Raw genomic sequence first — 23,973 nt, forward strand, 5'->3', positions numbered from 1 at the left:
TGAGTACGAGCATGAAGTAGAGACGGTCCGGCGTAACCCGGACCTAAAAGGAGCGAAGTGGCTAAGGTCCGGGTATACGAACTCGCCAAGGAGTTCGGAGTTGAGAGCAAGGTCGTCATGGCCAAGCTCCAGGAACTCGGTGAGTTCGTCCGTTCGGCGTCCTCGACGATCGAGGCGCCGGTTGTACGCAAGTTGACCGATGCATTGCAGGGGCCCGGCGGCAACGCCGGCAAGCCCGCTGCGAAGCCGGGCGAGCCCCGCAAGGCCGCCCCCGCGAAGCCCGGGGTTCCCACCCCGGGTGCCGTTGCACGTCCCGCGGCGCCGAAGCCCGGCGCCCCGGCCCCCAAGCCGGTCGTCGCGGAGGCCCCGGCCGCCGCTGCGCCCGCCCCGGTGACCCCGGCCCCCGCCGCAGGCGGCCCGCGTCCCGGTCCCAAGGCTCCGGCCGCCCCGAAGCCCGCTCCGGCGGCTCCCGTGGCGACCGAGTTCTCCGCGCCTCCGGCGGCTCCGGCCGCCGCGGCGCCGGCGCGCACCGACCGTCCCGCCGGTCCCGGCGCCACCCCCGGCCCGCGTCCGGCGCAGCAGCGCCCCGAGCGTCCGGCTGCCCAGGGCGGCGCCCGTCCCGGCGCCCCGCGTCCGGCCGGTGCCGCTCCGGCGCGTGCCGAGCGTCCCGCCGGTCCCGGTGCCCAGGCTCCGCGTCCGCAGGGCGCCCGTCCGGCCGGTCCCCGTCCGGGCAACAACCCGTTCACCTCTGGTGGCTCCACCGGTATGGCGCGCCCGCAGGCGCCCCGTCCGGCCGGCGCTCCGCGTCCCGGTGCCCCCGGCGCCGGTGGCGGCCAGGGTGCTCCCCGTCCGCAGGGCGGCCCCGGCGGCGCCCCGCGTCCGCAGGGTCAGGGTGCCGGTCGTCCGACCCCCGGTGGCATGCCCCGTCCGCAGGGCGGCGCCCCGCGTCCCGGTGGTGCTCCCGGCGGTAACCGTCCCAACCCGGGCATGATGCCGCAGCGTCCCGCTGCCGGTGGTCCCGGTCCCCGTCCCGGTGGCGGCCCCGGTGGCCGTGGTCCCGGTGCCGGTGGTCCCCGTCCCGGCGGTGCCGGTGGCGCGGGTCGTCCCGCGGGCGGCGGCTTCGCCGGTCGTCCGGCCGGTCCGGGCTCCCGTCCCGGCGGCGGTGGCGGCTTCGGTGGTCCCCGTCCCGGTGGTGGCGGCTTCGGCGGCGGTCCGGCCGGTGCCGGTGGCGGCGGTCGTCCCGGCTTCGGCGGGCGTCCCGGTGGTCCCGGTGCCCGTGGTGGCACGCAGGGTGCCTTCGGTCGTCCGGGTGGTCCGGCGCGTCGTGGTCGCAAGTCCAAGCGCCAGCGTCGCCAGGAGTACGAGGCCATGCAGGCCCCGTCCGTCGGCGGCGTGATGCTGCCCCGCGGCCACGGCGAGACCGTTCGCCTGTCGCGTGGTGCCTCGCTCACCGACTTCGCGGAGAAGATCAACGCCAACCCGGCGTCGCTCGTCGCCGTGATGATGAACCTCGGCGAGATGGTCACTGCCACGCAGTCCGTCTCCGACGAGACCCTCGAAATGCTGGCCGGCGAGATGAACTACGTCGTTCAGATCGTCAGCCCGGAGGAAGAGGACCGCGAGCTCCTCGAGGGCTTCGACATCGAGTTCGGCGAGGACGAGGGCGGCGAGGAATTCCTCATGCCGCGTCCGCCGGTCGTGACCGTCATGGGTCACGTCGACCACGGTAAGACCCGACTGCTCGACGCCATCCGCAAGACGAACGTCGTTGCGGGCGAGGCCGGTGGCATCACGCAGCACATCGGTGCGTACCAGGTCGGTACCGAGGTCAACGGTGAAGAGCGCAAGATCACCTTCATCGACACCCCGGGTCACGAGGCGTTCACCGCCATGCGTGCCCGTGGTGCCAAGTCGACCGACATCGCGATCCTCGTGGTCGCGGCCAACGACGGCGTGATGCCGCAGACGATCGAGGCGCTCAACCACGCCAAGGCCGCCGGCGTTCCGATCGTCGTCGCGGTCAACAAGATCGACGTCGAGGGTGCCGACCCGGTCAAGGTGCGCGGTCAGCTCACCGAGTTCGGTCTGGTCGCCGAGGAGTACGGCGGCGACACGATGTTCGTCGACATCTCCGCCAAGCAGGGTCTGCACATCGACTCCCTGCTCGAGGCCGTCGTCCTCACCGCCGACGCCTCGCTCGACCTGCGCGCCAACCCGGAGCAGGACGCTCAGGGTATTGCGATCGAGTCCCACCTCGACCGCGGCCGCGGTGCCGTCGCCACCGTCCTCGTCCAGCGCGGTACCCTCCGCGTCGGCGACACGATGGTCGTGGGCGACGCCTACGGCCGAGTGCGCGCCATGCTCGACGACAAGGGCAACAACGTCGAGGAAGCGGGTCCGTCGACCCCCGTCCTGGTCCTGGGTCTCACCAACGTCCCCGGCGCCGGCGACAACTTCCTCGTCGTCGACGAGGACCGCACCGCCCGTCAGATCGCCGAGAAGCGTGCTGCGCGTGAGCGCAACGCCAACTTCGCCAAGCGCGTCCGCCGGGTGTCCCTGGAAGACCTCGACTCGGTCCTCAAGGCCGGTCTCGTCCAGGAACTCAACCTCATCATCAAGGGCGACGCGTCCGGTGCGGTCGAGGCTCTCGAGTCCTCGCTGCTCCAGCTCGACGTCGGCGAAGAGGTCGACATCCGCGTCCTGCACCGCGGTGTGGGTGCGGTCACCGAGTCGGACATCTCGCTGGCGATGGGCTCCGACGCCATCGTCATCGGTTACAACGTCCGTGCGGCCGGCCGTGCCGCGCAGATGGCGGACCGCGAGGGTGTCGACGTCCGCTACTACTCGGTGATCTACCAGGCCATCGAGGAGATCGAGGCGGCCCTCAAGGGTCTGCTCAAGCCGGAGTACGAAGAGGTCGAGCTCGGTACGGCGGAGGTCCGCGAGGTCTTCCGCTCGTCCAAGCTGGGCAACATCGCGGGTGTTCTCATCCGCTCCGGCGAGGTCAAGCGCAACACCAAGGCGCGGCTCCTGCGCGATGGCAAGGTCATCGCCGAGAGCCTCACCATCTCCGGTCTGCGCCGCTTCAAGGACGACGTCACCGAGATCCGCGAAGGCTTCGAGGGTGGTATCAACCTCGGTTCCTACAACGACATCAAGATCGACGACGTCATCGCGACGTACGAGATGCGCGAGAAGCCGCGCGCGTAAGCGCCAGGCGGTTCGCACCGTGTCGTAACGCGTAACACCGGGGCCGGTCGGCGGAATATCCGTCGATCGGCCCCGGCCGTTGCGTGTACGGTTCTGGTGACCCTGCCGCGCGACGGCCGGCAGGCCACCGAACCCGCACCGGCGGGATATCCGGAACTGCATGTACGTGGGGACTCTGTCCTTCGATCTGCTCCTCGGCGACGTTCACTCGCTGAAGGAGAAACGCTCCGTCGTCCGGCCCATCGTGGCCGAGCTCCAGCGCAAGTTCTCTGTGAGCGCGGCCGAAGTGGGCGACCAGGACCTGCACCGCAGGGCCCGTATAGGGGTCGCTCTGGTGAGTGGGGACACGGGGTTCCTCTCGGATGTACTGGACCGCTGCGAGCGGCTGGTCGCGGCACGTCCGGAAGTGGAGCTGCTGTCGGTACGACGGCGGCTGCACGGTGATGAAGACTGACTGCAAGACATAAGAAGGAGACGGACCAGTGGCCGACAATGCGCGGGCGAAGAAGCTGGCGGACCTCATCCGGGAGGTGGTGGCCGAGAAGCTGCAGCGCGGTGTCAAGGACCCCCGCCTCGGTACGCACGTGACCATCACGGACACCCGGGTCACCGGCGATCTGCGGGAGGCCACGGTCTTCTACACGGTCTACGGGGACGACGAGGCCCGGATCAGTGCGGCAGCGGGCCTGGAGAGCGCCAAGGGCGTACTGCGCTCCGCGGTCGGCCGGGCGGCACAGACCAAGTTCACGCCGACCCTGACCTTCGTGGCGGACGCACTCCCGGAGACCGCCAAGAGCATCGAGGAACTCCTCGAGAAGGCGCGTACCTCCGACGCCCAGGTGCGCGAGGTGTCCTCCGGCGCGAAGTACGCCGGCGACGCCGACCCGTACAAGAAGCCCGAAGAGGACGAAGAAGACGGGGACGCAGTCGCCGAATGAGCACCAACGCAGGGAAGACTCCGGACGGCTTGGTCATTGTCGACAAGCCGTCCGGCTTCACTTCGCACGACGTGGTAGCCAAGATGCGCGGGATCGCCAAGACCCGCCGCGTCGGCCACGCCGGCACGCTGGACCCGATGGCCACGGGCGTACTCGTCCTGGGCGTCGAGAAGGCCACCAAGCTTCTGGGCCACCTCGCGCTCACGGAGAAGGAGTACCTCGGCACCATCCGGCTCGGCCAGAACACCCTGACGGACGACGCCGAAGGCGAGATCCTCTCCTCGGCCGATGCCACCGGGGTCACCCGCGAGGGCGTGGACGCGGGCATCGCCAAGCTGACCGGCGAGATCATGCAGGTCCCGTCCAAGGTCAGCGCCATCAAGATCAAGGGCGTGCGCTCCTACAAGCGCGCACGCGACGGCGAGGACTTCGAGATCCCGGCCCGTCCGGTGACCGTCTCCTCGTTCCAGGTGTACGACATGCGCGAGGCCGAGGCCGAGGACGGCACCAAGGTCGTCGACCTGATCGTCTCCGTCGTCTGCTCCAGCGGTACGTACATCCGCGCGCTCGCCCGTGACCTCGGCGCCGACCTCGGCGTCGGCGGGCACCTCACGGCACTGCGGCGCACGCGGGTGGGCCCGTACAAGATCGACCGGGCGCGCACGCTGGACCAGCTCCAGGAGGAGCTGACCGTCATGCCGATCGGCGATGCGGCCGCCGCGGCGTTCCCGCGCTGGGACCTGGACGCCCGACGGGCGTCGCTGCTGGCGAACGGCGTGCGCCTGGAGATGCCGGAGGAGTACGAATCCGGCAAGGCCATCGCGGTCTACGGGCCGGGCGGCGAGCTGCTCGGACTCGTGGAGAGCAAGGGCGGCAAGGCGAAGTCCCTGGCGGTCTTCGTCTGACGTCCGGACGGCCGGACGGCCGGTTGATGTTGACGTGGAGCGGTGAGCGCACATGGACTGCTGCTCACCGCTCCACGACCCCCCTCGGGTAGGTCTCTATCCACCCGGACCCCCTTATTCACCCGTCCGAGCAGGCGCTCGGAGTGAATGGAGGGAGCGTAAGGGGGCGCTTTCGCCTCGCGTGCTTTTCCCGCTGATCTTCACCTGCATACCGTCGTCACCACGGGGCGCGCGCGGCGGGGAGTGGTGCGGTGACGGCGGAGCTGATCAGGATCTGCGATCTCGCCGGTCGGCCACGGGGCAGCGGCTTCGTCGCAGACGACTGCGGGACGGTGGTGACCAGCCACGCGGCCGTGGACGGACTCTCCCGGCTGGTCCTGAGCGGGACCGGGACCGGTACGGGCACGGGCACGGGCACGGATCCCCGGGCCCCGGAGCGGACGTGGCTGGCGGGGGCCTCGGACGTGACGGCCCTGCCGGAGCTCGGGCTGGCGCTCGTACGCAGTGACGGGCTCGGGGTACGGCCGCTGCCGGTGGCGCTTCGCCCGGCGATCGCACCCGGGACCTACGTACGGCTCCGAGCGCGGGGATGGCGGCAGGCGCGGGTGCTGGGCGGGGCCGAGGCCACCTATCCGGCGGCGGCCGGGTGCCACGTGCTGCCGGCGGCCCTGGAACTGGCCATCGGGACCGACGGGCAGGACGCGCTGCGGCTGGGCGGGGAGGCGTGCGGCGGCCCCGTGCTCGACGCCGGAACCGGAGCAGTGCTCGCGGTCCTGGCCACCGCTCTGCGGGCGGAGCACCGCTCCGGCGGATTCGCGGTGCCGCTCGCGGCGGCCGCGGCCGCCGATCCCGGCGGGCCCCTCGCCGCACTGCTGCGGCGCAACGCCGCCACCGTGCCGGGCCACGGCGCCGACCTCAACCTCGCCGGAGTCCTCCAGCTCACCGGAACCACCCTGGGCGCGGCCTTCGCGGCGCGCGGCCCGGAACTGGTGGACCGCCCGGACACCGCCGCCGAACTGGACGCCTTCGCGACCGGGGACCGCCCGGTCCTGGCCCTGGTGGGCCGCCCCGGCACCGGCCGCACCTCGGCCCTGTCCGCCCTGGCCCTGCGCCGCACCCTCGGCCCCCACCCGGCCCCCACCCTCTGGCTCCGCGGCGCCGACCTGCGGACCGGCGACACCTCACTGGCCGACGCGGTGGCACGCGCCCTGACGGAGGCGGGCCGCATCCTGTCGGTGCCGGGCCCCGGGACGACGCCCCGGGCGACCCGGGTCACCTCCGAGGCGGTCCCGGCCATGCCGGAGGCCGCCCCGGCCGCCTCCGGGGCGACCCCGGCCACGGACCGGGTCCCGCCTGCCGCAGGGGAGGCTTCGGCCGCGGACCGGGCCCCGGCAGCCGCCGGGGAGGCTTCGGCCGTCGCCGAGGTGGCGGCCCTCGCCGGGCGGGGGCTGCTCGTCGTGCTGGATTCGCCCGAGGAGATGCCCCCGCGGCTCGCGCACGGCCTCGGACCGTGGACCGGGGCCACCGCCGGCTGGCTCCGGGCGGCCGGCGTCCGCCTGGTCCTCGCCGCCCGGCCCGAGCACTGGGAGTCGGCCGGAGCCCTGTACCCGCCGCAGCTGCTGCACGTCCCGGCCCGGCCGGCCCGGCGGCTGCCGCCCGCGCTCCCGATCGGCGATCTCACCCCGGACGAGGCCGCACTGGCCCGGACCCGCCTGGGCATCCCGGCCGACGCGGTCGACGGAGCCGACGCCCGCCACCCGCTCACGCTGCGCCTCCTCGCGGACGTCCGCGCCGCCGGGGTCACCACCGGGCGCCCGGCCCGCGACGAGGTCTTCGCGGCCCACCTGGACCTGCTGTGCCTGCGGATCGCCGTCCGCGTCTGCGCGGCACTCCCGACGGCGGGGGAGGAGGCCGGGGTGTACGGGCCCGGGGTGGGGAGGCTGGCCGCGCGGGTGGCGGGGCGGGTGCACGAGGCCGCGCGCCGCTGCCTGGGTCCGGGACAGGGGCAGCTGGACCGGGCCGGCTTCGAAGAACTGTTCCCGTGGCGCACCGGCTGGGCCTCCGCCGTGCTCACAGAGGGGCTGCTGGTGCCCGCCGGCGAGGGCTACCGCTTCGCGCACGAGGAACTCTCCGACTGGCTGCAATCCGGTCACCTGGACCTCCCCGCCGCCCTGGCGACCCTCGACACCCTGGGCCGGGGCGTTCCCCGCCACCGCATCGGACCCGTGCTGGAAGCCCTGCTGCGGCTCCCGCGCGACGAGGCCGCGGTGGCGCTCGCACGGCTCGTCGCCGTACTCGACGGCGCCACCGATCCCGAGATCCGGTGGTGGGCCGGCCGGCTGGTGCGCGAGATCCTGCTCCACGCCCCCGACGCCACCGAACACCTCCCCCTCCTGCACGCCCTCGCCGAGCACGTGACCGATCCGCGGCAGCGGGCACAGCCCGCCGACCCGCCCCGGGAGGACTTCGGCGGGTGGTTCTGGAACCGCCTGCGGCTGGCCGAGGAGGACCGCTTCGACCTGTTGCGGCGGCTGACGGCCCGCGACCACCGGTACCTCGACGCCGCCGCCCGGCGGCTCGTCCGGGCACCACGGCTCGTGCAGCCGCTGCTCTGCGGCTGGTTCGCGGACGAGCGGCGGCTGTCCGGGCGGCCCGGGGCCACCGTCGCCACCGCCGCGCAGGCGCTCCTGCACACCCACCGGCAGCTCGCCGTCGACGACCTCGCGGAGGCGCTCGTCGCCGCCGCGCACCCCCGCGCCGACGAACTGCTCGCCGTGCTCGCCGAGGACGAGCCCTCCGCGCTCTGCCGGGCCGTGGACCGCTGGGCCCACGACGCCCGGCCCGGCCGCCGGGTCGCGGCCGCCGCCTACGGGCTGCTCACCGCCCCGCACGTGCGCACCCCCGCCGACCGCGAGCTGCTGCGCTACTCCGCCGAGGCGCTGCTCGCCCGACCCGACGACGCCACCCTGCACGGCAGCGCCCTCGGGATCCTGCTCCGCGACCCCGGGGCGCGCGCCCGCCACCTGCCCGACGCCCTCGCCTGTTTCCGCGACCCCGAGCGCCCGACACGGCTGCCCGCCGCCGCGCTGGTCGCCGCGCTGCCCGTGCTGCCCGACCCGGACGCGGTGTTCGCGGCCCTGCGGGACCGGGCCGACGGGGAGGTGGTGCGTGCGCTGGCCGCGCTGACCACGCCCGGTCTGGCGCGCCGCGCGGGTGACCTCGTACGGGAGCACCTGGCGCGGAACCCGCAGGACGCCCCGCACGCCGCCGAGTTCGTGGACCGGCGGCTCGAACAGGGCCTGGCCGCCGCCCCCGTGCTCCGCCCGCTCGTGCTGGAGCTGCTGCGCACCGGCCCGCCGGGGGTGCGGGCCGCACTGGCCGCCGTACTGGCCGCGCCGGGGACGGAGGCCTCGTACACGCTCCGGGGCGAGCTGGCCGACGTACTGCTGCGCGAGGAGTGCGATCCGGCGGTGCTCGACGCGTTCCTGGGCGCGCTGGCGGCGGGAGCCGCCGTGCGCCCGCAGGGCCGTACGCGGGAACTGCTGCGCCGCACGGGCCGCAGGCTGCTGTGCACGCCCGGCGGACCGGCCGTGTTCGAGCTGCGCACGGTGGAGCTGGCGCGGGCCGAACCGGCCTTCGGCGCGCTGGCCGCCCGCTGGCTGGTGGAGGCTCCGGCCGAGGCGGCGGCGCTGCTCGGGCCGGGCGCGCGCCGGACCGTGGAGACCCTCGGTCCGAGCGCCTCGCGGCAGGCCGACGCCGATGATGGGCCCCGGCCACCGGCATGGCAGTCTTAGACCTGCAATCGGCAACCAGGACAGGGCCTACACGGTTCGGGCGAGGAGCGGTCACAGTGCAGCGCTGGCGTGGCTTGGAGGACATCCCCCAGGACTGGGGACGCAGCGTCGTCACCATCGGCTCCTACGACGGCGTGCACCGGGGTCATCAGCTGATCATCGGACGGGCCGTGGCCAAGGCGCGCGAGCTGGGCGTTCCCTCCGTCGTCGTGACCTTCAGCCCGCACCCGAGCGAAGTCGTCCGCCCCGGCAGCCACCCGCCGATCCTGGCCCCGTACGACCGGCGTGCCGAACTGATGGCCGGGCTGGGCGTGGACGCGCTGCTGATCCTGCCCTTCACGGCGGAGTTCTCGCAGCTGTCCCCGGCCGACTTCATCGTGAAGGTGCTCGTCGACAAGCTGCACGCGCGCGCCGTCATCGAGGGCCCCAACTTCCGCTTCGGCCACAAGGCCGCGGGCAACGTCGAGTTCCTGCGCGAGCTGGGCGCCACCTACGACTACGAGGTCGAGGTCGTCGACCTGGTGGAGCGCGGCGAGGCGGGCGGCGGAGTGCCGTTCTCCTCCACGCTCGCCCGCAAGCTGGTCGCCCAGGGCGACATGGAGGGCGCGGCCGAGATCCTGGGCCGCCCGCACCGGGTCGAGGGCGTGGTGGTGCGCGGAGCGCAGCGCGGGCGCGAGCTCGGCTACCCGACGGCCAACGTCGAGACGCAGCCGCACACCGCCATCCCGGCGGACGGGGTGTACGCGGGCTGGCTCACGGCGGACGGCGAGCGGATGCCGGCGGCGATCTCGGTGGGCACGAACCTGCAGTTCGACGCCACCGAGCGGACCGTGGAGGCGTACGCGATCGACCGGGTGGGCCTGGACCTGTACGGCCTGCACGTGACCGTCGACTTCCTCGCCTACGTGCGGGGGATGGCGAAATTCGAGTCGCTGGACGGGCTGCTGGACGCGATCGCGGACGACGTGAAGCGTTCCCGGGTGCTGACGGAGTCCTACGACGCCGAGGGCTGACGCGCAGGGAACGCAGAAGGGCCCGTACCGCTCCGGATCTTCCGGGGACGGTACGGGCCCTTCGTGCTGCTGCGGTCCCGTCAGCCGAGGCGCGGGTCGCGCGGCGGCTGACCGGGCTGGGGCGGGGCCTGCTGCGGCCAGGGCTGGCCTGGGGTCGGGTAGGGCTGCTGCTGGGCGTACGGGTGCGGCTGCTGGGGCTGGGCGTAGGGCACGCCGGGCTGGGGCTGCTGCGGCTGTCCCGGCTGCGGCGGTGCTTGCTGGGGCTGTGCCTGCTGCGGCTGCGCTTGCTGGGGCTGTGCTTGCTGGGGTTGGGCCCAGTGGTTCTGGGGTGCCTGCTGCTGCGCGCGGACGAAGTCCTCGGCGACCAGGGCGGAGAGGTTGAAGTACGCCTCGCGCGTCTTGGGCCGAAGGAGGTCCAGGTCGACCTCGGCACCGGCCGCGAGGTGGTCGTCGAAGGGGACCACCACGACGCCGCGGCAGCGGGTCTCGAAGTGCCGGACGATGTCCTCGACCTTGATCATCTTTGCGGTCTCGCGGACCCCGGAGATCACCGTGAGGGAGCGCGAGACGAGATCGGCGTACCCGTGCGCGGAGAGCCAGTCCAGGGTGGTGCTGGCGCTGCTCGCCCCGTCCACGGACGGGGTGGAGATGATGATCAGCTGATCGGCCAGGTCCAGGACGCCGCGCATCGCGGAGTAGAGGAGGCCGGTGCCCGAGTCGGTGAGGATGATCGGGTACTGGCGGCCGAGCGTCTCTATGACGCGGCGGTAGTCCTCGTCGTTGAAGGTCGTGGAAACAGCCGGGTCGACGTCGTTGGCGATGATCTCCAGGCCCGAGGGGGCCTGGGAGGTGTACCGCCGGATGTCCATGTACGAGTTGAGGTACGGGATCGCCTGGACCAGGTCCCGGATCGTGGCCCCGGTCTCGCGGCGCACCCGGCGGCCGAGGGTTCCGGCGTCGGGGTTCGCGTCGATGGCCAGGATCTTGTCCTGGCGCTCGGTGGCGAGGGTGGCGCCGAGGGCGGTGGTGGTCGTGGTCTTGCCGACGCCGCCCTTGAGGCTGATGACGGCGATGCGGTAGCAGGACATGACCGGGGTACGGATCAGCTCCAGCTTGCGCCGCCGCTCCGCTTCGGCCGCCTTGCCGCCGAAGCGGAACAGGCCGCCGCCGGGTGCGTTGCTGCCGCTCTTCGGCTTCTGCTTGCCGCGGAGGAGGCGGTCGGAGGACAGCTCCACGGCGGCGGTGTAGCCGAGCGGGGCGCCGCCGGAGGGCTGGGCGGCGCTGTAGCGGGGGTCGTGGCCGGCCTGGGGACCCTGCGGTCCCGGACCATGCGGGGGCTGCGGTGCGTGCCCGTGCGGCCACTGGCCGCCCGTGCGGGGGTCCGTGTACGGGGCGGCTGCCTCCGGCGGCTGCGGCTGCGGCTGGTACGGCTGCGCGGGACCGGCTGCCTGGGGTGCCTGGGGTGCGTACGGCTGCGGTTGCGGCTGTGCTTGCGCGGGCGGGAACCCGTAGCCGTCCTGCGGTGCCTGCGCGATGTGCGGCTGCGGGGCGGGCGGGGGGAACCCGTAGCCGGCGGGCTGCTGTTGGGCCGGGGGCGGGAATCCGTACCCGGGCTGCGGAGCGGTGGAGGCCGGGAACTCCGGGGGCAGCGCCGGAAGTCCGGCGCCGGGCACCGCGTCCTGGGGCTCCGGGAGCACTGCGGCGGGGGAGTCCGGCGCCGGGGCGGAAACCCCGAGCGGGCTCTGCGCCGGCGAGGCCGGAACGGCCGTCCCCGCGGCGGGAGTAGGCGTCTTCGCGGGCCAGGGCGCGCCGTCGGCCGCAGCCGCGCCCGGGTACGGCGGCGCGGCGGCTTCGGACACGGCCTCGGCCGGAGCCCGGTCGGCGAAGGCCCCGGATGCGGAATCGCCCGGGGTGCCGGCCGGATAGGACGGCGCGGCCGGGTACTCCGGAGCCGGGTCCGGGGCCGGACCGGCCGCAGCGGTGGCGTCGGGCAGGGACCCGCCCCGGTACGGGGGTTCCGCGTCGGCCGGAACCGGTCCGGCAGCCGCGGCCCCGGCGTGCGGGGCCCCCGGGTACGGCGTCACCGGCTCGGCCGGAGCCGGGGTCCGGTCCACGGAGCCGGAGGCGGCACCGTCCGGGTACGGCACCGCGGCCGGAGCCGAACCGCCGAGGACCGCACCGTCGGCCGAAGGCACGCCCGGGTACGGCACGGCGACAGCGTCGGCCGGGACAGTGCTCCCCGGCGTCGCGTCGGCCGGCGCCTGGCCCGGGTGCGCGCCCGAGTCGGCGGAGCCTGAGCCCGCGTACGGTGCCGCGTCGGCGGGTGCCTGGCTCGGGTAGGCGGCCGCGTCGGTGGCAGTCGCGCCCGAGTAAGGCGCTGCCTCCGCAGGGGCCCGGCCCACCTGGGACACCGCGTCGGCCGACGCCTGCCCCGGGTACGAGCCGGAGCCGGTGGGGGTCGCGCCGGCGTAGGGCGCTGCATCGGTCGGGTTCGCGCCCGCGTTGGGCGCTGCGTTCGCCGGGGTCGCGCCCGCGTACGGCGTCGCGTCCGCCTGGCCCTGGCCCTCGAGCGGAGCGGGGGCGGTCGGGGCATGGCCCGAGTGGGACGGCGCTTCGGCGGGGGTCGCGCCCGCGGCCGGGACGCCGTAGGGCGGGGCCGGCGCGGCCGGAGCCGGGTAGGCGGGGGCGATGGGCTGAGGTGTGTTCAGGTACGGCGGCGGCGGGGGCTCCGTGCCCGTCGGGGCCGACAGGGCCGGGGGGTCCGACGGCGTGCGGGGAGCCGGCGGAGCGATCCGCATGGTCGACGGTGCGACCGGGTCCGACGGCCGGTGGGGTTCGAAGCCGCTGCCCTCGGGCAGACCCGGGACCGGCGTGGCGGCCGGAGCCGCGGCGCCCTGGGTGTACCAGGCCGGCGGCGTGTAGTCGATGGTGAACTCGCCCGTCAGCTCGGACTCCGCGTCGGACTGATCGTCCGTCGGGACGTCCCACGTCCCGCCGCGCCTCTCGTGCCGATCGCCGCTCACTGGTCCTCCTGGTCTATCGAACACTGGTCCGGCGTCTACCACCACGCCACGCCGACGCTCAGCCTAATCGCGCCCCGCAGCCAGTATCCGCCCCCGTCGGCCCGCTCCCCGAGGTCGACCACGGGACGCGGACCGCTTCCATCCTGCCGCTCCGTCGGCCGCGCGGGGCGGCCACCCCGCGCGTCGCCGCCAAGTGCCGCCCCGCGCGGGCCCGGAGCCGTTCCACCCGCTCACGGCCCGTCCGTGGTTCCCCGTCCCCCGTGAGGCTGAATCTCCGCCGGGCCGACCGGACGGGCCCGGGAACCGACGAGCACGGCGCTCGACCAGGTCGAGTCAGCCGAGTCAGCCGAGTCGGCTGAGTCAGTCGATCCGGCGCGCCGGACCGAGCAGCCCCGTCTCCGTGTCCGTCGGCTGCGTCATCACGAACTGCCGGTCCAGCGCGTTGCACCACAGCGTCACGCCGTCGCCCAGCGTCGGCAGCGACTCCACCGCCCCGGAAGGCAGCCGCATCAGCCGGCCGATCTGCTCCGCCTCGTCGGGGGAGACCCGCTGGACGCCCACCAGGGAGGAGTTGCGCAGCAGTCGGGGGGCCGTCGGGCTCAGGTACGGCAGCAGGGTCAGCACGGACTGCCAGGGTCCCGCCGCCACCCGTCCGCGCGGCGGGCGCATCCCGCAGTCGCGGATCACCAGCACGGGGCTGCCCGCCGACGCGCCCTGGGGCGGCACCCGCCCCACGTCGTGCAGGGTCACGCACTGCTGACCGCCGCCCGCCGCCTGGGCGAGACCGGACCAGACCTGGCCGCGGCCGGTCTCCACCGCCACGCGCGCGCCGGTGGCCGCCGCCCGCAGCGCCAGGACTTGCGCCGTCCACAGGCCGCCGACCAGCGTCACCTCGTAGGGCGCGGGCCGGTTGATGCCGAGCACCGCCGGACGGCCCTGGGCGTCCACGCCGATGACGACCCCGTCGTCCCCGACGGGCAGTGCCAGTGCGTCCAGGTCCGCCGCGGCGACCACGTGCCGCTCCCTGCGCGGGCCCACCAGGCCGAAGCCGCCCCGGGAGGACACCCGCGCCGCGGCCTCCGCCGAGGCGGCCCGCGCCGGGCGCTCGGCCGGACGTCCGGCGGAACCCTCCGCCGGTCCCCGCTCCGAGCCCCTCGCCCTGCGCCTCGTGGATCCGCCGGAGCCCCTCATCGTGTCCCTCCCAGCGGAAGCGAGGCCAGCAGCCCCGGCACCTGTTCCCGGTCCAGCCGCACCAGCCCGGCCTTGACGCCCCGGGCCGTCTGCTCCAAGGCGCGCCGGGCGGTGACCAGTTCCTCGTCGCTGCGCCCGGTGACCCGGACGTGCCCGGCCAGCGTCACCTCGTGCCGCGCGGCCGGGGTCATCGTCAGGCTGAAGTTCGTCGCCAGCGCGGGCAGCGAGGTCAGCAGCGCCACGAACTGCGGCAGCCCCGCGCCGGAGCCGCCCAGTTGCGGCCAGCGGCTGATCCAGTAGGTGGTGTGGCGGCGGTCGTCGCAACGCCAGGTCCGCGCGGTCTCCTCCGTGCGCCGGCCCGTGGCCGCCGACCTTCCCGCCTGGGTGATCGCCATCGGGTTCGCGCACGAGGAGGTCGCCAGGGCGCCCGTCAGCTCCTGCTCCGTCAGTACGGTCGCCGTGAACCCGGCGCCCGCCAGCCGGCTCGCCAACTGGTCCGCGACCCGGACCAGGCACCGCTGTGTGCCGATCAGCCCGCCGCCGCGCGCGGTGACCGCCTCGGGGCACAGCTCCGGATCCAGCTTGAGCGCGATCCACGTGATCCGCACCGCCGGACTTCCCGTCATGGCCTGCAGCGGGGCGTAGTTGCGCGTCGCCATCGACTGGGCCGGCAGGTGCGGGGCCGGCGCCGGCTGCGTGTGCTGCACCAGCTGCGCGGACTCCAGCCGGATGCCGTCCACTTCGAGCACGTCCCGTACGAGGGCCAGCGGCAGCGGCCGCGCCGTCCGGTCGGGCCGCAGCGCGGTGGAGTCCATGTCCACCTGGACGACCGCGGTCAGGAAGGTGCCGTCGCCGACCATTCCTACGGGCCGCCGGTCCCGGCCGCGCTCCCGCTCGCGCTCGCTGAACGTGAGGGTCCGCAGCGCCGGATCGGCCTCGACGAGCGGGGCCAGCCCCGGCTCGGTGCCCGCTGGCACGGCGGTGGCGGCGGCCCGGCGGCGGCGCGTGCGCAGGGCGAGGGCGCCGCCGATCCACTCGGGCAGCGAGCGCCGGTGCCTGCGTACGACCGCGAGGACCACGAGGACCAGGGCGAGCGCACCGGCGGGAAGGAGCAGCAGCGGTTCCACGACCCAGGCCACCAGCATGGCGGCCGCGGCGACTTGGAGGAGTACGAGTTGTTGCAATCGGAACGGCCCGAACCGCCCCGGGCTGGACTTCGGATACGGCGTCACACCGGCGCGCGCGGGTGCGGGCGCCCCTGCCCGCGGCCTCACAGCAGTGGCCATCACTCGCGCACCTCCCCTTTCGAGGGCTCGGACCCCTGAGCCCGGGCGTCACGCGCGACAGCCGGCCGCTTGACCCCGGAATCTCCCCAATCCGCCCCAACACCCCTTGTTTCCCCCGGCCCGGAAGGCGTGGAGCGGCTGCCTCACCCTACCCGGCCCCTGCCTACCCTCCGTCAAGAGGCATAGTAGGTGGCCGGTCGGACAATCGAGGCCCGGAGACCGCATGCACCGACCGGGCCGTGCGGGGAGAAGCAGGCGGCCATGGCATCACGACGTGACGAGCTCAACGCGTACACCTTTGCGAAGCGACGCACGGTGGCCGCGTTCCTTCAGCCTTCCGCGACGGGCACCGAAGAGGGCGCGCCGCGGCCGCTGCGCGCAGTCCTGCCCGGTGTGGTGACGGCGGCGGTCGTGCTGGCGGCCTTCGGAGCCTGGGGCATGTTCAAGCCGACGGCCCCCAAGGGCTGGGACGCCCCGGGCGCCCAGGTGATCGTCGGCAAGCAGTCGACGACCCGGTACGTCGTCCTGTCGACCAAGATCGACGGCAAGGACCAGGTCCGGCTGCACCCCGTCCTGAACCTCGCCTCCGCACGGCTCCTGCTCGACCCGAACAAGGCCAAGGTCGTACAGGTCGACGACAAGGTGCTGGATGCGGGCAAGGTGCCGCGCGGCCCGATCATCGGCATCCCGTACGCCCCGGACCGGCTGCCCGCGCCCGCGGAGGCCGCGAAGGCCAAGCGCTGGGCGGTCTGCCAGCAGCCGGGCGGCAACGGTCAGGGCGTGCAGACGGCCACCTTCGTCCTCGCCGACCGCGAGGCGAAGCTGATGGACGACGGGCGCCGGCTCTCCGACACCCAGGCGCTGTACGTCCAGAGCACCGGCCCGGTCAAGGCCCGGTTCCTGGTCGACGCGGCGGGCACGAAGTACAAGTTCCCCGAGGGCACCGCGGACGCGAACACCATGACCAACGCCCTGGTCGGAGGCAGCGCCCTCCCGCAGCCGGTCACCGACGAGTGGCTGGCCACGCTCAACTCCGGCGACGACCTCGCCTTCCCGCCGCTGCCCGCCGGCAAGTCCGGTACCCCCGCCGGGGTCAAGGGCCTGGCCAGTGCCGACGACAAGGTCGGCATGGTGATCAAGGCCGTGACCGGCTCCGGCGCGCAGCACTACCTGGTGGTGCCCGGCAAGGTGGTCCCCGTATCCGACTTCGTCGCCTGGCTGATGATCTCCTCGCCCGCGACCGACGGGCTCGACATGCACGGCAAGGCCCACGAGGTGGACCTCCAGTCCATCAACCCGGACACCGTCCCCTTCAAGGGCGACGCGAAGTGGCCGCAGAAGAAGACCGATCGGATCAACGAGGTCCGCGCCGCCGGCGCCACCGCACCCGCCTCCGACACCGCCCGCGACACGGTCTGCAGCGTCCTGCGCTCGGTCGACGCCCAGGGCAACCAGACCGTGAGCACCTGGGCGGGCACCGGCTTCCCCGTGGACATCACCGCCAGCGGTACGAGCGCCTACGTCACCCCCGGCACGGGCCTGCTCTACACCCAGGCGCAGGGCCGCCAGACCACCGCGGGCGGCGCCCTCTTCCTGGTCACCGACACCGGACTGCGGTACGCGGTGCAGGCCAACGGCGACAGCGACGCCGCCCAGCCCTCGCCCGGAGCGAGCGGGTCGAGCCCGGTGCCCGGCGCCTCCGCGGCCCCCGGCGCCACCGGGCAGACCACCTCCGACGGCCGCCCCGCACCCAGCCAGGCCCAGGCCCGGCTTGGCTACGGAGGCGTGGTCCCGGTGACAGTGCCCATCGCGTGGTCGGAGTTCCTCTCCAAGGGGCCGCGCCTCGACAGCAACGCCGCCCGCCAGCCGCAGGGTTCGTGATGGGCCGCGCCACGAAGCGGGCACCGCAGCCCGCGCCGCAGCCCGCGCCGCAGCCCGCACGGACGCCCGCATCGAAGCCCGCGGTCGCGGTTCTGCTCGCGGCCGCCGCCCTGGCTCTGGCGGCCGCGCCGCCGCAGGCCCCGTACGAGAGTCCGCGCGAGGCCCCGTACCCGCTGGGCCTGGCCGGCGCCGGCGAGTGCACCTTCCCCATGAAGAAGCAGATCGAGGACCGCCCCTGGGCGCTCCAGCGGCTGCTGCTCGACGAGCTCTGGGCGGACACCAAGGGCCGTGCCAAGGACGGCAAGAGCGTGCGCGTCGCCGTCATCGACACCGGGGTCGACCGGGTGAACCCGCAGCTCAGCGACGCCCTCGACATCGGCGCGGGCCGGGACTTCCTCGACCCCAAGGGCGACGGCACCAACGACACCGTCGGGCACGGCACCAAGGTCGCCGGGCTGATCGCGGGCCGCGCGAAGCCCGGTACCGGCTTCGTCGGCATCGCCCCCGAGGCCACGATCATCCCGGTCCGGCAGAACGACGGACAGGGCGCCGGGAACGCGGGGACCCTGGCCGATGCCATCAAGCACGCCGTGGAAAAGGGCGCGCAGATCATCAACATCTCGCAGGACACCGACGTACCGCTCAGCCAGGACTCCGCCCTCGGCCAGGCGGTCAAGAAGGCCATCGAGTCGAACGTGGTCGTCATCGCCTCGGCGGGCAACGACGGCCTGAGCGGCCAGAAGCGCCCCACCTACCCGGCGGCCTTCCCCGGCGTCCTGGCCGTGGGCTCCTCGGACCGCAACAACGAGCGCGCCGCGTTCTCCCAGCCCGGCTCCTTCATCGGGATCGCGGCGCCCGGCGTGGACATGGTCTCCACCGTCCCAGGCTTCGGCCAGTGCGTGGACAACGGCACCAGTTTCTCCGCGCCCTACGTCGCCGGGGTGGCGGCCCTGGTGCGCGCCAAGCACCCGCAGTGGTCCGCGCAGGAGGTGGTCTGGCAGCTCCAGAACACCGCCGAGCGCTCCGTCAACGGCCATGACGACTACGTCGGCTGGGGCGTGGTCGACCCGGTCCGCGCGCTGAGCCAGGACCACGAGACGCCCAAGGCGCCCGTACCGGACGCGGGTCCGCCGCCCGCGGTGGCCCCGGAACCGGCCGCGATGCGCACGAGCGAGACGGCCCGCGAGCGCGACGAGCGCATCGGCACCTACGCTCTGGGGATCGGCGGCGTACTGATCACGGTGATCGCCGGTGCGGCGACCGTCGTCCGGGATGCCCGGAACCGAAGGCGCCGTTTGCAGTGAACAGTCACGGTTCTGCTACCGATCCCTAAGAGCGGTGTTGGGTAAGGCCGGTGAACTGACTAAAGTGATCGCAGGCTTCACGACTGTGATCGGGGATGTGGCGTGAAGCGGAGGGGGACTCCGGGGGTGCGTGGCTTGAAACCGCGCCTCCGAGCTGCCGCTCCGCCGCGCGATCCACCCGTTCCGTCTGGTGAATTGAGATAATGAGGAGCTTCGGATGACCAACAATTTCGGACTCGCTGATGACCCGGTCAAGCAAGCGATGAACAAGATCTCGGAGACCGCCGACAGCGTCACCCGGCAGTCCCGAGAGCTGGCCGACATCCTCGCCACCGTCAGCGCCGGCTGGACCGGTGTGGGTGCGTCGGGGTTCACCTCCGCTCAGACGGTCGTCAACGAGGACCACGACGAGATCCGCCGGCTGCTCGGCGTCCTGCACAACGCCGTTTCGCAGACCAAGAACCTGAGCAACGCGCAGGACGACGACGTGGTTTCGGCGTTCCAGGCGGTCAAGGCCGCCAGTGGCGGCGGTGGCAACACCTCCGCCCTCAACGGAATCTGACCGTTTCCCCCAACCACCTGCCCCGCACCGTGCGAAGGAGAAGAACATGACCGCGAACGACGGGCACACCAAGGTCCGGTACGAGAGCGTCCAGGTGATGGCGGACCGCATCCGCATCGTCTCGGACAACATCAAGAAGGACCTCGACGAGATGGGTGCGGCCCTGACGGTCGTCACCGACACCTGGGACGGCGAGGCGCACACCCAGTACATCGAGCTGCAGCGCAAGTACAACGCCAAGGCCGACCACATGCGCGCCACGCTGCGCCAGGTCGCGGACCTCATCGAGCGCGGCAAGAACGACTACCGCGCCACCGACGTGAAGGCCTCGCGCCTGTTCACCGAGGCCTTCTGAGCCCGGCCGCATGCCACGCGGTACGTGGTACGAGGAAGGGGCGCGCCCGCAGCGGGCGCGCCCCTTCCTCATGCGCCGGGAGGCCTACGGGCGCGGACCGCGGTCGAGGTCGAACTCCCCGTCCCTGGCGCCCAGTACGAACGCCTCCCACTCGGCCTTGGTGTAGCGCAGCACGGTGTCCCGGTCCAGCGAGGACCGCATCGCCACCGCCCCCTCGGGCAGCCGGGCGATCTCGACGCGCTCCTCGTCCGGATTGGTCCCGGGCGGGCCCTCCCACTCGACACCGCTGATGTCGAGCGCGTAGAGCTCGTCCTTCTCCTGCTGAGTGCCCATGTGCGGCCTCTCCTTCGGTGGTGCGGTCGCTGCCGATTATCGGTGCAGGCCCGCCGCCCGCGGGAGCCTTTGCGGAACCTGACGCGGAACCCCCGGCGCGGCGCCGGGTGAGGAACCGGTGCCGGGCCCGACGCCGGGCCCGGCACCGCGCTAGTGCCCCTGCATCCGCCCGATCTGGATCAGCGAGGTCCCGCGCTTGCGCGAGACGAACGAGGCCCGGCCCGGCGGCATCGGACGCGGCCGGGCATTGCCGACCAGGTCGCCCTCGGAGGGATCGCCGGACAGCACCACGCCCTGCGCGCCCAGCTCCTTGATCCGCTGCATGAACGGCTCGTACAGCGCGCGCGAGGCGCCCGCCGAGCTGCGCGCGATGATGAAGCGGACGCCCGTGTCCCGGGCGAACGGCAGGAACTCCACCAGCTGGGCCAGCGGGTTGCCCTGGCTCGTGGCCACCAGGTCGAAGTCGTCGATGACGATGAACACGTCCGGGCCCGTCCACCAGCTCCGGTCGCGGAGCTGCTGGGGCGTGACGTCCTGCGGGGGCTGGCGCCGGGCGAACACCCCGCCCAGCGCCTCCATGTGCATCTGCAGGGAGCTCGCCATCGGCGCGTACTCCAGCATGTGCGACTCCGGCAGCGCCCCGAGCAGGCTGCGCCGGTAGTCGCCGACCACGAGCCGCGCCCGGTCCGGGGTGTAGCGCTCGGCGATCCGCTGGGCGATGAGCCGCAGCAGGTTCGTCTTTCCCGACTCGCTCTCGCCGAACACCAGCAGGAACGGATCGGTCTCGAAGTCGACGAACACCGGCTCCAGTTCCGTCTCGTCGATGCCGATCGCGATCCCGCGCTCCGGGTACTCCCCGCCCTTGGGCAGCTGGTCGGCGTGGAGCAGCCGCGGCAGCAGCCGTACGCCGGGGGCCGCCTGGCCCGCCCAGTTCTGCTTGACGGCCGCCACGAAGGCGGCCGTGGCCTCCGAGAGGTCCTCCGCCGCGTGCGAGCCGTCGATGCGCGGCAGCGCGCTCAGGAAGTGCAGCTTCTCCGCGACCTGACCGCGGCCCGGCATGCCCGTCGGGACGTTCGCCGCGACCTTGCGGTCGAACTCCGAGTCCATGACGTCACCCAGGCGCAGCTCCAGCCGGCTGAGCATCTGGTCCTTCAGCGCGGCCCGGACCTCCATGTACCGGGAGACCGTGATCACCACGTGGATGCCGTACCCCAGACCCCGGGCGGCGATGTCCGTGACGATCTGGTCAAGGGCCTCGTACTCGTTGCGGAACCCGCCCCAGCCGTCGATCACCAGGAAGACGTCGCCCCAGGCCTCGCCCGGCAGTTCGCCCGCCGCACGCCGGCGCCGGTAGGTGCCGATCGAGTCGATGCCGTTCGCCCGGAAGAACTCCTCGCGCCGCCGCAGCACGCCGCTGACCTCCGCGACCGTGCGCCGCACCCGCTCCGGGTCCAGCCGGGAGGCGATCCCGCCCACGTGCGGCAGGTCCGCGACCGAGGCCAGACCGCCACCGCCGAAGTCCAGCCCGTAGAACTGCACCTCGCGCGGGGTGTGCGTCAGCGCGAACGAGGTGATCAGCGTCCGCATCAGCGTGGACTTGCCCGACTGCGGGCCGCCCACCACCATCATGTGGCCCGCCGCACCCGAGAAGTCCCGGTAGAGCACCTCGCGCCGCTGCTCGAAGGGCTTGTCGATGAGCCCGAGCGGCACCACGAGCCCGCCCGGCCTCGTGTACCCCTCCGCATGCAGCCCGCGCTCGGCGGACGGCGCCAGCGCCGGCAGCAGCTGGTCCAGCGGTGGAGCCTGGTCGAGCGGCGGCAGCCACACCTGGTGCGCCGGCACCCCCTGCCCCTCCAGCCGTCCCACGATCACGTCCAGCACCGTGTCCGCCAGCGCGTCGTCGCCCTGCCCGCCGCGCGCGGCCTCCTCCGCCCGCGCCGTCAGGTACGCCGGGTCGGGGGCCGCGTAGACGACCGGCACCGGAGCCGCCGTGAACAGCACCGGCCGCCGCTCCACCGGGAACATCCCGACCGACAGGTCGGGCCCGCCCACCCGGTAGGTGCCCGAGACGTACGCGGCCTTGAAGCGCGTCATCTCGTCCGTACCGAACTTCAGGTAGCCCGAACCGGGCACCGACGGCAGGTGATAGGCGTCCGGCACCCCGATCGCGGTCCGCGACTCCGCCGCCGAGAAGGTCCGCAGACCGATCCGGTACGACAGATAGGTGTCCAGACCGCGCAGCTTGCCCTCCTCCAGCCGCTGCGAGGCCAGCAGCAGGTGCACGCCCAGCGACCGGCCGATGCGGCCGATCTGGATGAACATGTCGATGAAGTCCGGCTTGGCCGTCAGCAGTTCGGAGAACTCGTCGATGACCAGCACCAGCGAGGCCAGCGGCTCCAGCGGGGCGCCGGCCGCACGGGCCTTCTCGTAGTCGTGGATGTTCGCGTAGTTGCCCGCCGAACGCAGCAGCTCCTGGCGGCGCTGCAGTTCGCCGCGGATCGAATCGCCCATGCGGTCCACGAGCGTGAGGTCGTCCGCCAGGTTGGTGATGACCGCCGCGACGTGCGGCATCTGCCCCATCCCGGTGAAGGTCGCACCACCCTTGAAGTCCGCCAGTACGAAGTTCAGCGTCTCCGAGGTGTGCGTGACCGCCAGACCCAGCACCAGCGTGCGCAGCAGCTCCGACTTGCCCGAACCGGTCGCGCCCACGCACAGCCCGTGCGGGCCCATGCCCTCCTGCGCGGCCTCCTTCAGGTCCAGCATCACCGGCGAGCCGTCCTCGCCGACACCGATCGGCACGCGCAGCCGCTCACCGGCCGAACGCGGCCGCCAGGTCCGGGCCACGTCCACGGCCGCGGCGTCGCCCAGGTTCAGCAGGTCCGTGAAGTCCAGATTGGCCAGCAGCGGTTCGTCGTCGTCCCCGCCACCCGTGCGCAGCGGCGCCAGCTGCCGGGCCAGCGCCTCGGCCGCCGGCAGCGACAGCACGTCGGGCACGCCCTCGTAGGCCACGCCCGCACCCGACTCCAGCCGCAGCCGGCCCGGCCGCACCACGACCGACAGGCCGCCGCGCGCCTCGTCCAGATCGCCCGCCACCACCTCGACCACGGTGACGCCCTGCAACCCCTCGGCCGCCGCGAACACCGAGTCCGGCGGCACCAGACCGCCCCGGGAACCGGAATCCAGCACGAGGATCACGTGGGGCTGGTCCATCACCGGGTTCGCCTCCCGGCTGAACCGCGGCCGCCCCTCCAGCCGGGAGCCCAGCAGCCCCTCCAGCTCGACCAGGTCGTCGCCGAACAGCCGCTTCGTACCGGCCCCGTCGATCTGACCCGGCACCTGGGTGTGCGGCAGCCACTTCACCCAGTCCCACTCCGGGACTGCGCCCGGCGCGGCCACCACCGCCACCACCAGGTCCTCGGGGGAGTGCAGCGTCGCCAGCTGCGCCACCAGCGCCCGCGCGGTACCCCGCGCCGACTCCGGCTCCCCGGACACCGTCACGTGGTAGAACGCCCGCAGCGACACCGCCACCGGCAGCCCGTCCAGCGAGGAGTGCACCTTCAGGAAGCGCTGCATCGCGCCCGCCGTCAACGGCTCCAGCTCGTCCACCGGAGCGGTGTCCGGAGCCACCAGTGGAGTCGCCAGCCGCTGCGCGCCCAGCCCCAGCCGCACCTGCCCGAAGTCCGCGTCGCCGACCCGCCGCTCCCACAGGCGCGAACCCTCGGCCACCACCGACCACAACTGCTCGGGCGACGGGTGCAGATACAACTGCGCGTCACGCTGCGCCCGCGCGGTCCTGCGGACCTGACGACGGGTCTGCGCCAGGTATTTGAGGTAGTCCCGCCGCGTATCGGCCATTTGCCCTTGCGTACCGCGCCGATGGCGCATCAGCTGGGCGACGAGCATGCCGACCGTCGACACCATCATCAGCACGCCCATGATGCGCATCACGGGAAGCGCACCCGGCATGAAGAAGAACACGGCGGAAGAGCCCATCCCGAGCATCGGGAGGAGCTGCATCAGCACGCCCTCCTGCTGCCCGCGCGGAAGCTCCGGCGGAGCCTCCAGCCGCAGTTCGTCCGAAGGCACTTCGGGCGGCAGGGACCGGGGCGGACGTTTGACGACGATCTGGCTCACCGGAGCATCAATCCCTTGAAAACAGACGGGACGTCGCAACCGGC

At 73.6% G+C, this 23,973-nt stretch carries 15 protein-coding genes; 10 read left to right on the forward strand and 5 right to left on the reverse strand.

Features of this window, described 5'->3' with window-relative positions; all coding sequences use genetic code 11:
* Positions 1-57: 57 nt before the first annotated feature.
* The 6 genes from infB to AC3IYJ_RS29570 all read left to right on the forward strand — a co-directional run bounded on the left by infB (position 58) and on the right by AC3IYJ_RS29570 (position 9,860).
* A complete protein-coding gene (gene infB, locus AC3IYJ_RS29545) occupies positions 58-3,210 on the forward strand; it encodes a translation initiation factor IF-2 (protein WP_489397575.1) in 3,153 nt (1,050 codons plus the stop codon).
* A gap of 160 nt (positions 3,211-3,370) precedes the next feature.
* Positions 3,371-3,664, forward strand: coding sequence for a DUF503 domain-containing protein (locus AC3IYJ_RS29550; protein WP_030161467.1), 294 nt, complete (start codon positions 3,371-3,373; stop codon positions 3,662-3,664).
* 28 nt (positions 3,665-3,692) lie between these two features.
* A complete protein-coding gene (gene rbfA, locus AC3IYJ_RS29555) occupies positions 3,693-4,148 on the forward strand; it encodes a 30S ribosome-binding factor RbfA (protein ID WP_330298869.1) in 456 nt (151 codons plus the stop codon).
* Complete coding sequence (gene truB / locus AC3IYJ_RS29560) at positions 4,145-5,053, forward strand: tRNA pseudouridine(55) synthase TruB (protein ID WP_489397576.1); 909 nt, start codon at positions 4,145-4,147, stop codon at positions 5,051-5,053. The genes rbfA and truB overlap by 4 nt, the downstream gene beginning before the upstream one ends.
* A gap of 251 nt (positions 5,054-5,304) precedes the next feature.
* Positions 5,305-8,847: a serine protease gene (locus AC3IYJ_RS29565; protein WP_489397577.1), complete on the forward strand. Its 3,543-nt coding sequence runs from the start codon at positions 5,305-5,307 to the stop codon at positions 8,845-8,847.
* Positions 8,848-8,903: 56 nt separating this feature from the next.
* Positions 8,904-9,860: a bifunctional riboflavin kinase/FAD synthetase gene (locus AC3IYJ_RS29570; RefSeq protein ID WP_489397578.1), complete on the forward strand. Its 957-nt coding sequence runs from the start codon at positions 8,904-8,906 to the stop codon at positions 9,858-9,860.
* An 80-nt stretch (positions 9,861-9,940) separates the two neighbouring features.
* Here AC3IYJ_RS29570 and AC3IYJ_RS29575 read toward each other — a convergent pair whose 3' ends face one another.
* The 3 genes from AC3IYJ_RS29575 to eccE all read right to left on the reverse strand — a co-directional run bounded on the left by AC3IYJ_RS29575 (position 9,941) and on the right by eccE (position 15,360).
* The gene (locus tag AC3IYJ_RS29575) at positions 9,941-12,883 is read right to left on the reverse strand and encodes an SCO5717 family growth-regulating ATPase (RefSeq protein ID WP_489397579.1); all 2,943 of its coding nucleotides are present in this window, start codon (positions 12,881-12,883) and stop codon (positions 9,941-9,943) included.
* A gap of 360 nt (positions 12,884-13,243) precedes the next feature.
* Positions 13,244-14,074 (reverse strand): hypothetical protein, encoded by an 831-nt coding sequence (locus AC3IYJ_RS29580; RefSeq protein ID WP_489397580.1) that lies wholly within the window; start codon positions 14,072-14,074, stop codon positions 13,244-13,246.
* On the reverse strand, positions 14,071-15,360 hold the full coding sequence (eccE, locus tag AC3IYJ_RS29585; RefSeq protein WP_489397581.1) for a type VII secretion protein EccE: 1,290 nt from the start codon (positions 15,358-15,360) through the stop codon (positions 14,071-14,073). The genes AC3IYJ_RS29580 and eccE overlap by 4 nt, the downstream gene beginning before the upstream one ends.
* 261 nt (positions 15,361-15,621) lie before the next feature.
* On the opposite strand from eccE, the gene eccB reads away from it, so the two are divergent.
* The 4 genes from eccB to AC3IYJ_RS29605 all read left to right on the forward strand — a co-directional run bounded on the left by eccB (position 15,622) and on the right by AC3IYJ_RS29605 (position 19,462).
* Positions 15,622-17,241: a type VII secretion protein EccB gene (eccB, locus tag AC3IYJ_RS29590; RefSeq protein WP_489397582.1), complete on the forward strand. Its 1,620-nt coding sequence runs from the start codon at positions 15,622-15,624 to the stop codon at positions 17,239-17,241.
* Positions 17,241-18,545, forward strand: a complete 1,305-nt coding sequence (gene mycP, locus AC3IYJ_RS29595) for a type VII secretion-associated serine protease mycosin (protein ID WP_489397583.1) — start codon at positions 17,241-17,243, stop codon at positions 18,543-18,545. Before eccB ends, mycP begins: the two co-directional genes overlap by 1 nt.
* A gap of 217 nt (positions 18,546-18,762) precedes the next feature.
* Complete coding sequence (locus tag AC3IYJ_RS29600; protein WP_489397584.1) at positions 18,763-19,107, forward strand: WXG100 family type VII secretion target; 345 nt, start codon at positions 18,763-18,765, stop codon at positions 19,105-19,107.
* A gap of 46 nt (positions 19,108-19,153) precedes the next feature.
* Positions 19,154-19,462 (forward strand): WXG100 family type VII secretion target, encoded by a 309-nt coding sequence (locus AC3IYJ_RS29605; RefSeq protein ID WP_489397585.1) that lies wholly within the window; start codon positions 19,154-19,156, stop codon positions 19,460-19,462.
* 84 nt (positions 19,463-19,546) lie between these two features.
* Here AC3IYJ_RS29605 and AC3IYJ_RS29610 read toward each other — a convergent pair whose 3' ends face one another.
* Positions 19,547-19,795, reverse strand: coding sequence for a DUF397 domain-containing protein (locus tag AC3IYJ_RS29610; protein ID WP_489397586.1), 249 nt, complete (start codon positions 19,793-19,795; stop codon positions 19,547-19,549).
* 150 nt (positions 19,796-19,945) lie between these two features.
* The gene (eccCa, locus tag AC3IYJ_RS29615; RefSeq protein WP_489397587.1) at positions 19,946-23,929 is read right to left on the reverse strand and encodes a type VII secretion protein EccCa; all 3,984 of its coding nucleotides are present in this window, start codon (positions 23,927-23,929) and stop codon (positions 19,946-19,948) included.
* Positions 23,930-23,973 lie beyond the last annotated feature (44 nt).

The sequence above is a fragment of the Streptomyces sp. GL_140 genome, from assembly GCF_057834465.1.

Coding starts and splice junctions, on each gene's coding strand:
- AC3IYJ_RS29550 (WP_030161467.1), top strand. CDS start 3,371: ATGTACGTGGGGACTCTGTCCTTCGATCTGCTCCTCGGCGACGTTCAC.
- truB (WP_489397576.1), top strand. CDS start 4,145: ATGAGCACCAACGCAGGGAAGACTCCGGACGGCTTGGTCATTGTCGAC.
- AC3IYJ_RS29580 (WP_489397580.1), bottom strand. CDS start 14,074: ATGAGGGGCTCCGGCGGATCCACGAGGCGCAGGGCGAGGGGCTCGGAG.
- eccE (WP_489397581.1), bottom strand. CDS start 15,360: ATGGCCACTGCTGTGAGGCCGCGGGCAGGGGCGCCCGCACCCGCGCGC.
- eccB (WP_489397582.1), top strand. CDS start 15,622: ATGGCATCACGACGTGACGAGCTCAACGCGTACACCTTTGCGAAGCGA.
- mycP (WP_489397583.1), top strand. CDS start 17,241: ATGGGCCGCGCCACGAAGCGGGCACCGCAGCCCGCGCCGCAGCCCGCG.
- AC3IYJ_RS29600 (WP_489397584.1), top strand. CDS start 18,763: ATGACCAACAATTTCGGACTCGCTGATGACCCGGTCAAGCAAGCGATG.
- AC3IYJ_RS29605 (WP_489397585.1), top strand. CDS start 19,154: ATGACCGCGAACGACGGGCACACCAAGGTCCGGTACGAGAGCGTCCAG.
- AC3IYJ_RS29610 (WP_489397586.1), bottom strand. CDS start 19,795: ATGGGCACTCAGCAGGAGAAGGACGAGCTCTACGCGCTCGACATCAGC.